A 9,160-nucleotide genomic window follows, 5' to 3' on the forward strand; every position below is an offset into this window, starting at 1 on the left:
AACTTGTTGCAAATCCATCCGCAGTACGAAAGCTGCAACCAGCCAAACAAGACATGCGCCATCGCGATTGTCTTTTCTCGCAGTACGCCCGCACAGCGCTGTTCCTGTAGCGCTGAGCCATGCAAGGTTCCGTCTGGTCCGAGGAGCCGAGCGCGGGCACGGCTCTACGGATCGTCAGGCAATCCGCGATCGGCATCCACGCAGGGCGTAGATCTACAAAAGCGCACTGTCGGGTTCGTACGAATCCGATAGTGTCCTTCCCGGCCGGACTCCACCATCGGCGTGACCCTCCTCACGCGGTGGTGCCATGCGCCTTCCAGCCTTTCCTTCGTTCACCACGTCGTTGCGACATGTGCTGCTCGCAACACTCCTTCTCGTACCCTCGCTGGCAACCGCCGCCTCGATCTGTGTCATGCGCTCGGGTGAGCGCCTGCTGCTGGTGCAGGATGTCACCTCGCGCTGGCAGCTGCCTGGCGGAACGGCAGAACACGGTGAATTGCCGCAACAGACCGCTGCCCGCGAAGCGCTGGAAGAAACCGGGCTTGCCGTCGCCACCACCGACCTGCTGGACGACAAGTTGGGTGTGCATGTATTCGCCTGCCGTGCCCTCGAACCCGTCCAGGTGCACGGCAATGCGGTGAATGTGCTGGATGCGCCGCACCTCGGGCGGGAGATCATCCAGGCGCGCTGGGTCAGCCGCGACGAGGTGCGTACACTGCGCACGCGTTTCCCGCAGCAGTTGGAGCGCGCGTATCAGCGGCTGCACGCAGTAGCCGAGAGTGAAGTACGCCCCGTCGCGCGCTTCGGGGCCGCCTCGGCCTTCCGCCAAGCGGAACTGGATTGCGTGCAGCGCACCCAGCAGTGGCCGGTGCGCGGGCTGGCGATGATTGGCAACGTCCTGGGCGAATTCTGGTTCTATCTGCTGGCAATGCCCGTGTTGTGGGTTGCGTTCGGCGCGCAGGCATCCCGCCTGATGCTGATGGCGTTGATGGTGGTCACGCTGGCCGTGCAGAGCATCAAGGTCTTCGCACCGGTGCCACGCCCCTTCAGCTTCGACGCCACGCTCAGCCTGGCCGGTGCCGCCGGCCCTTCCCTGCCCAGCGGACACACCACCAGCGCCACCTGCTTCTTCGTGCTGGTCGCGCTGTGGTTGTTGGCACGCCAACACATCACCGGAAGGTTCAAACGCTCGGCAGTGCTGGGTATCGCGCTGCTGGCCGGGGTGATCGCTGGAATGGCCCGGGTCTGGCTGGGGGTTCACTATTGGAGCGATGTTGCTGCAGGGTTGCTGTTGGGTAGTGCGATCGCGGCGGGAATCCATGCGCTGGGGACATCGCTGGCACGCCACGAACACCCGGCGGTGCGCGAGCGGATCTGCTGGGCTGCCATTGCCTGCGTCAGCCTGGCCGTGGGTGTGGCCTGGCAGGCCCTGCCGCTGCTATTGCCGTTCTGCGTAGCAGCCGCCTGCGCGGTGCTGCCGCGTGCAACCCGGGAGCGAGCGTCGATGGGCTCGGCAGCATGGCTGCTGGCCGGCCTGCTGGTGCTGGGTGGCGTATGCCTGCCGATGGCACAGCGCGCCGAACCGTTCGTGCTTGCGGCCGGCCTGCAGGCGCTGGACTACGTGGGGCTGGGCGCGTGGGTGGCGTGGGGTGCCAGTGCGGCTGCCGCGTCGTGGCCGCTGAGGTACCCGCGGTAGCGTCCACGCATGGCGCCGAGCCATGCTCCGCTGCGTTTTGTCCGGCTCTGTATGAACAGCATCCGCGCATGGCGTGGATCTACTCGGGGTGCAGCCGGAAGATGGCGTGGTTGGTCAGCGCCAGCGCGGCCAGCTTCAGCCCTTCCATCACGCGGTCGCCCACGTAGTGCTCCGGGCCGCCGTTCTGGCGGGCGCGCTCGGCGGCCAGCAGGATCTCGTTGATGATGCGCAGGCCGGCCAGGGCGCCATCGCTGTCGGCCAGCGCCAGGCAACGGCCCGGCAGCTGGTGACGCTCGGGCCAAGGCTGGCCGTCCGCGGCCACGCCGCGGCCGATCTGGTGCAGCAGCGCGATCAGGTTGTTGGGGTCGGGCGTTGCGCTCGCTTCCTCGCCTTCATCGGCGTTGGCCGGGGCGTACTGGGTGCGCAGAGGGGGAATGTCCGAAGGGTTCATGGCAAGTCTCCGTACAAGGCTACGGTGCCACCGCCCTTAACAAAGGCGGCGGACGGTACGTGGCTGGAAATCCGGCGGTCGCGTAAGCACTAACCGGCAGGTGGGCTATCGCCCACCTCCACGCACCGCCCGCCATAAAGCACGGGCGAATTGCCAGCCGGCACCGCACAAAGCGGCGCCGGCTGGCGTGCGCAAACTACACGCGACCAACGGGGTTTCCAGGCCCCGGCCACCCTTTTCCGGCGGCACCCCATCATGTGCACAACGGGGTGGCAGGCGCCAACAACCCACGTGCAAAGACAGCAACGTTCACGCAGTGGCAGCATTGTCGCATATCGACAATCGAGCCGAAATTCAACAACTTGCACCATGCCGATGGCGCCTGGCTTCACCTGCATCGGCACCATGCGTTCCTTGACCGCATCCGGCTTTCAAGACGCGCGACACGCCAGTTCCGACATTACGCAAGCAGATGTGCAATCAACGCCAGCACCGCCAGATGTCCCACGTAGTACCCGTAGAACACCCACCGCCAGCGCGGCAGTGGCCATGTCACCCGCGCGGCCAGCAGCACCACCGGTACGGCCAGCAATGCCCAGCCGTTGTGGTTCGCCCAGCACACCGCTGCGAGCCCGACCAGCAGCAGCCACCACGCGCGATGCCTGAACGCGATCCATCCCAGCAGCACGCAGCCGACACCCGCCCACTGGTAATCCACAAACATCGGCAGCACGCCGGCAGCCAGCAACAGCAGAACGGGCCGATGGTTCGCCAGCGCATGAACGGCCACCGCAGCCAGGGCAAAGGTCAGCAGGATGTTGAGCGGCAGCCAGGAACCAAACGCGAATGCGTGCAATGGCTGCGCGATCAGCCCCCACAACGCGAGCCGGCGTATCGATTTGCGCAGGTCGGCCCCGGGCTGGGCCAGGTTGCAGGCCATCACCAGCGCGAACAGCGGGAAGGCAATGCGCCCCAGTTCGCTGACCACCGGTACGTAGCCGCCAAAGACCACCTTGGCCACGTGATCACCGGTCATGGCCAGCAGTGCGATCCACTTCAGCAGCTCGCGCGCGCCGCTGCAGAGGGTGAAGTTGAAGGTTGACGTCCCGGTCGTGGTCGCTTGCATCGCGGAAGCTTATGCGCATCGGCCAACCCATTTCCAGCGCCGCGCAGGAGCCCGTCGCTGCAGCCCGCAGGTGGCGGCACTATGCTGGCCGCCCCAGCTTGTGAGACACCTGCCATGCGTACCCTGTACCCCGCCATCGAACCCTACCGCGAGTTCACCCTGCCGGTGAGCGATCTGCACACGCTGCATGTCGAAGAGTGCGGCACACCGGACGGCATTCCGGTGGTGTACCTGCACGGCGGCCCAGGCGCGGGCATTTCACCCACCCATCGCCGTTTCTTCGATCCGGCACGCTACCGCATTGTGTTGATCGACCAGCGTGGCAGCGGCCGCTCCACCCCGTTCGGCGAGCTGCGCGACAACACCACGCAGGACCTGGTGGCCGACATCGAGAAGGTGCGTGAGCACCTGGGCATCGAGCGTTGGCTGGTCTATGGCGGCTCCTGGGGGTCGACCCTGTCACTGGCCTACGCACAGGCACATCCCGAGCGCGCCACCGGCCTGATCGTGCGCGGCGTATTCCTCGGCCGCGAAATGGAAAACCGCTGGTTCGCCGAAGCCAACGGCGGTGCGCGCTGGATCTTCCCGGAGCGCTGGGACCGCTATGAGGCCTACATTCCGGAAGCCGAGCGCGGCGACATGATCGCAGCCTACTGGAGCCGCATGGACAGCCCGGATGTGGCGATCCGGATCGAAGCCGCGCAGGCCTGGCTGGGCTGGGAGGACAACGCGGCCACCCTGCAGCACGACGTGGATGCGCAATCCACCGACGACCCGCTGGACACATTGGCAAAGGCCCGCATTGAAGCGCATTACTTCCGCAACAGCATCTTCCTGGAGCCGGACCAGCTGCTGCGCGATATCGATCGCATCCGCCACCTGCCCTGCGTGATCGTGCAGGGGCGCTACGACATCATCTGCCCGCCGCGCAGTGCGTGGGATCTGGCCAAGGCCTGGCCGGAAGCCCGGCTGGAGATGGTGACCTCCGGCCACAGCGCGAACGAGCCGGCCACGGTGGATGCGCTGGTGCGGGCCACGGACGCCTTTGCCGACCGTTTCTGAGCAGATGGTAGTGCCGGCCGCTGGCCGGCATCCCACCGTTCGAGGGTAGCTTCGACTGCGCGCAATCGCTGCTGCGCGGCCAGGTGAATGGCGACCCACCGGCAACGGTCCACGGCCCCATTCTTCGCAGCCCGCTTACAGCTCCGCGCAGAAGATCCGGCGGTGACCACCGCACCGGTGGTTCGCCCTTTCCCCAGGAGCACGCCATGACCGGTTATCGCTGCCTTCCCATCGCTCTCTCGCTATCTGCGGGCCTGCTGCTGGGCGCCTGTTCCAATCCCCAGGAGGCCAGCAAGGCCACCGCCGCCGAGGACGTGACAGAAGTAAGGCTCATCCCTGCCTACGAATCGCTGGACAAGGACAAGGACGGCATCGTCACCCTGGCGGAAGTCGATGCGGTAGCACCGGACTGGGCCGAACGGCTGCATGCCTGCGATACCGACCGTGACAAGACGTTGACCCGTGGCGAGTACGACGTGTGCAAGCAGACCAGCGCTTCGCATTGATCCATCACTGAACCCTCGATTGGCGCTGTGCATGCCCGGCTATACCAAGGTATAGCCGGGCTAACCCACGAGTCTCTAGGCCTGTCCCATTCAGGGGCGGACAATAGCACCACTGGCCAGGGCAACCCTGGCTGCCAACTTTCCCTCATGGAGACGCAGATGGACCCCGACCCTGCCGGGTGCGCCGCACCCCGGATCACCGCCTGTTGCCTGTTCCTGGCGCCTGCCCGCCGGTCCCTGCCTGCCTGAGTGACGGGGGACCGCCAGGCGCCGCCTGCCTGGAGATCGCCCCCATGTCCTACAAGATCCTCTACATCACCCTGCGCCGCCTGATCGGCGAGCGCGATGTTGCCGCCCTGCGCAGCCAGCTGCTGCAATACGGCCCGGTCATGTTTGCCCGTTCGCTGTCGCTCGGTTCGCCGCGCGTGGTGGCCGACGCCTTGTCGCTGCTGCCGATCAGCGAGCGCATCACTGTGCTGCGTCATCTGCCCTATCCCCTGCGCGATGCGATGAAGCCGCTGTGCATCGGTGGCAGCCAGCGGCTGCACATGCAGCCATGGTCACCGGCGGTGCTGGCGATGCGCCACGCCTGATCTGTGTCACCCATTCCGTTCGTGTTCCGGCTGCGGCCGGCTCTGACATTCGAGGAGCGTCCCATGAGCCTGCTCAACGCCTGGTTCAACGCCTTCCTGCGCAGCCGCCGCGCAGGCAACCTGTTTCGCCGCCGTGCGATGCCCGAAGCCGGGTTCGGCCCGGGCAGCACCGAAGCGGCGCCATTCGCGCTCACCACCGGCCTGGTTACCCTCGCCCAGCAGAATGAAACCCAGCTCCTGGCCACGCTGGGCTCGCATGCCGATGGTCTCAGCCCGCACGAGGCCGGGGAGCGCCTGGCCACGCTCGGGCCCAACGAGGTGGATCACGAGAAGCCGCTGCCGTGGTGGCGGCACCTGTGGCAGTGCTACCGCAATCCGTTCAACCTGCTGCTGACCGTGCTGGCGGCGGTGTCCTGGCTGACCGAGGACATCAAGGCGACGATCGTCATCGGTGCGATGGTGCTGCTGTCCACGCTGATCCGCTTCGTGCAGGAGGGTCGTTCGAACCGAGCGGCCGAGCGGCTGAAGGCACTGGTCGGCAACACTGCGCGCGTGCTGCGCCGCAATCCCGGCACCGAGGCTGCGGATGTGGCAGACCAGTACTTCGGCGCGCGCCTGCACAGCCGTCGCCCTGCACGCCTGCTGGACCTGCCGATCCGTGAACTGGTGCCCGGCGACCACATCGTGCTGTCGGCAGGCGACATGATTCCGGCCGATTGCCGCGTGCTGAACGCCAAGGACCTGTTCGTGGCGCAGGCGGCGATGACCGGCGAGTCGCTGCCGGTGGAGAAATTCGCGCACCCGGGCGATGGCCTGGCCGGCCTGCTGGAACAGCACAACCTGCTGTTCATGGGTACCAACGTGGTGTCCGGTACGGCCACCGCCATTGTGCTGGCCACCGGTAACCGCACCTACTTCGGCACCCTGGCCCAGCGCAGCACCGCCACCGACCGTGCGCCCACCGCATTCCAGGCCGGCGTCAACAGTGTCAGCTGGCTGCTGATCCGCTTCGCGCTGGTGATGGTGCCGTTCGTGCTGCTGATCAACGGCTGGACCAAGGGCGACTGGACCGAGGCGTTCCTGTTCGCGCTGTCGGTGGCGGTGGGCCTGACGCCGGAAATGCTGCCGATGATCGTCACGTCCACCCTGGCCAAGGGCGCGGTGCTGCTGTCGCGGCGCAAGGTGATCGTCAAGCGCCTGGACGCCATCCAGAACTTCGGCGCGATGGAAGTGCTGTGCACCGACAAGACCGGCACGCTCACCCAGGACAGGATCGCGCTGGAGCGCCACACCGATGTGTTCGGCCACGATTCGGAAGACGTACTGAAGTTCGCTTACCTCAACAGCCACTTCCAGACCGGGCTGATCAACCTGCTGGACCGTGCGGTACTGGAGCACGTGGAGCTGCAGAGTTCGCTGCGGCTGTCGCAGGACTACCACAAGGTGGATGAGATCCCGTTCGACTTCGAGCGCCGCCGCATGTCGGTGGTGGTCTCCGAGCGCGAGGACCACCACGAGCTGATCTGCAAGGGGGCGGTAGAAGAGATGCTGGCAGTCTGCAGCACCGTGCGTGAGAACGGCCAGGACATGCCGCTGGACGAGCGTCGCCTGGCGCGGGTGAGGCAGACCACCGAGGAACTGAACGAACAGGGCCTGCGCGTGGTTGCGGTAGCGATGAAGGAGACCGCGGCCAGCCAGACCACCTATTCGCAGGCCGACGAATGTAGCCTGACCCTGATCGGCTACGTGGCGTTCCTCGACCCGCCGAAGGAATCGGCCGCGCAGGCGCTGCAGGCGCTTGCCGCGCATGGCGTGGAGGTCAAAGTCTTCACCGGCGACAACGAACTGGTGACCGCGCGTGTCTGCGCGCAGGTGGGGCTGGACGCCGACACCATCCTGACCGGGCCGCAGATCGAGCGCATGGACGACGGCGCGCTGTCGCGGGCGCTGCACCACCATCGCGTGTTCGCCCGGCTGACGCCGCTGCACAAGGAGCGCCTGGTGCACGAGCTGCGTGCTCAGGGCAAGGTGGTCGGCTTCCTCGGCGACGGCATCAATGATGCACCGGCGCTGCGCGCAGCCGATATCGGCATCAGCGTGGACAGCGCGGTGGACATCGCCAAGGAGGCGGCCGACATCATCCTGCTGGAAAAGAACCTGATGGTGCTGGAGGAAGGCGTCATCCAGGGCCGGCGCACGTTCAACAACATGCTGAAGTACATCCGCATGACCGCCAGCTCCAACTTCGGCAACGTGTTCTCGGTGCTGGTGGCCTCGGCCTTCCTGCCGTTCCTGCCGATGCTGCCGCTGCAGCTGCTGGTGCAGAACCTGCTGTACGACATCTCGCAGATCGCCATTCCGTTCGACAACGTGGACGAGGAGCTGGTGCGCAAGCCGCTGAAGTGGAACCCGGCGGACATCGGCCGCTTCATGGTGTTCTTCGGGCCGATCAGCTCGATCTTCGACCTGAGCTGCTTCGCGCTGATGTGGTACGTGTTCGATGCACGCACGCCGGCCGACCAGGGCCTGTTCCAGTCCGGCTGGTTCGTGGTCGGCCTGCTGACCCAGACCCTGATCGTGCACATGATCCGCACGCCGAAGGTGCCGTTCCTGCAGAGCATCGCCGCGCCGCCACTGCTGCTGATGACCGGCCTGATCATGGCCATTGGCGTGGCCCTGCCGATGAGCCCGCTGGCCGGCTACTTCAAGCTGCAGGCGCTGCCGGCCGGCTACTGGCCGTTCCTGGTGGCGATCCTGTTCGGCTACGCGGTGCTGACCACTGCGCTGAAGCGGTTCTACATCCGTCGTTACGGCTGGCAGTAAGCGCCCGCCGCTTTGTCCAGGGAGAAACACAATGGACATCAATCCGAACCTGCCGGCGTTCGACGCCGGTGCCACGCTCAGCTCGCTGATCAGCCTGTCAGTGGCGTTCGTGCTGGGCACGGTCATCGGCCTGGAACGCCAGCTGCGGCAACGCACCGCGGGCCTGCGTACCAACACGCTGGTGGCGGTGGGAGCGGCGGTGTTCGTCGATCTGGCAGTGCGCTTCCATGACCTGTACGGCGGTCCACCGTCACCGCTGCATGTGGTGGCCTATGTGATCTCCGGCGTCGGCTTCCTTGGTGCCGGCGCGATCATGAAGGACGGCGCGCAGGTGTCCGGCCTGAACACCGCCGCCACCCTGTGGGGATCGGCGGCGGTGGGAGCATGTGCCGGTATCAAGCTGCTGCCCGAAGCAGTGCTCGCCGCGGTGTTCGTGCTGGCCGCCAACACCCTGCTGCGGCCGGTGGTGAACCGCATCCAGCGGCAGCCGCTGCCGGAAGCGTTCAGCGAGGCAACCTATGCGATCAACGTGGTCTGCCAGCGCGAGCAGCAGGCCGAGGTACTGGACCAGCTGTTGCTGCTGCTTGAGCAGGCGCAGTACCCGGTGCGCGCGGTGGACCAGCGCCCGTTCGGCGAGCGCGACGTGGAAATCGAAGCGGTGCTGTATGCCACCACGGTGGATGCCGGCGAACTGGATGCGGTACTGGCGACGCTGGCGACCACGCCCGGCGTGCTGCAGGGGTTCTGGAACGCCAGCCTGGAGGAGTAGTGCCGGCCGCTGGCCGGCAACCGGATGATCCGCGGACGCCCCATGCATCGCCTCGGCATGCCCACCGCTGGGGGTAGTGCCGGCCGCTGGCCGGCATCTGCACGGTGCTTCCGGAGATCACGGGGTTGCCGGCC

8 protein-coding genes are annotated in these 9,160 nt (G+C 66.5%); 6 read left to right on the forward strand and 2 right to left on the reverse strand.

Annotated features, from left to right (window positions below):
* Positions 1–307 precede the first annotated feature (307 nt).
* The gene (locus tag ACM0PB_RS17560; protein WP_414604702.1) at positions 308–1,696 is read left to right on the forward strand and encodes a phosphatase PAP2 family protein; all 1,389 of its coding nucleotides are present in this window, start codon (positions 308–310) and stop codon (positions 1,694–1,696) included.
* A gap of 79 nt (positions 1,697–1,775) precedes the next feature.
* On the opposite strand, the gene ACM0PB_RS17565 is transcribed toward ACM0PB_RS17560, so the two are convergent.
* Both ACM0PB_RS17565 and ACM0PB_RS17570 read right to left on the reverse strand, forming a co-directional pair.
* Positions 1,776–2,147 carry a hypothetical protein gene (locus ACM0PB_RS17565; RefSeq protein WP_069138447.1) on the reverse strand — a complete coding sequence of 124 codons (372 nt, stop codon included), beginning with the start codon at positions 2,145–2,147 and terminating at the stop codon, positions 1,776–1,778.
* A 460-nt stretch (positions 2,148–2,607) separates the two neighbouring features.
* Positions 2,608–3,273: a TraX family protein gene (locus ACM0PB_RS17570; RefSeq protein ID WP_111200966.1), complete on the reverse strand. Its 666-nt coding sequence runs from the start codon at positions 3,271–3,273 to the stop codon at positions 2,608–2,610.
* A 114-nt stretch (positions 3,274–3,387) separates the two neighbouring features.
* Here ACM0PB_RS17570 and pip point away from each other — a divergent pair, with 114 nt between their 5' ends.
* The 5 genes from pip to ACM0PB_RS17595 all read left to right on the forward strand — a co-directional run bounded on the left by pip (position 3,388) and on the right by ACM0PB_RS17595 (position 9,026).
* Positions 3,388–4,335, forward strand: a complete 948-nt coding sequence (gene pip, locus ACM0PB_RS17575) for a prolyl aminopeptidase (protein WP_005416696.1) — start codon at positions 3,388–3,390, stop codon at positions 4,333–4,335.
* Positions 4,336–4,541: 206 nt separating this feature from the next.
* Positions 4,542–4,841: an EF-hand domain-containing protein gene (locus tag ACM0PB_RS17580; RefSeq protein ID WP_065177732.1), complete on the forward strand. Its 300-nt coding sequence runs from the start codon at positions 4,542–4,544 to the stop codon at positions 4,839–4,841.
* Between the two features lie 293 nt (positions 4,842–5,134).
* Positions 5,135–5,434: a hypothetical protein gene (locus ACM0PB_RS17585; RefSeq protein WP_005416698.1), complete on the forward strand. Its 300-nt coding sequence runs from the start codon at positions 5,135–5,137 to the stop codon at positions 5,432–5,434.
* Positions 5,435–5,497: 63 nt separating this feature from the next.
* Positions 5,498–8,257: a magnesium-translocating P-type ATPase gene (gene mgtA / locus ACM0PB_RS17590; protein WP_414604703.1), complete on the forward strand. Its 2,760-nt coding sequence runs from the start codon at positions 5,498–5,500 to the stop codon at positions 8,255–8,257.
* Positions 8,258–8,288: 31 nt separating this feature from the next.
* A complete protein-coding gene (locus ACM0PB_RS17595) occupies positions 8,289–9,026 on the forward strand; it encodes an MgtC/SapB family protein (protein ID WP_065177730.1) in 738 nt (245 codons plus the stop codon).
* Positions 9,027–9,160: the final 134 nt, after the last annotated feature.

The organism is Stenotrophomonas sp. AR029 (assembly GCF_047520695.2).
Taxonomy (GTDB): domain Bacteria; phylum Pseudomonadota; class Gammaproteobacteria; order Xanthomonadales; family Xanthomonadaceae; genus Stenotrophomonas; species Stenotrophomonas sepilia.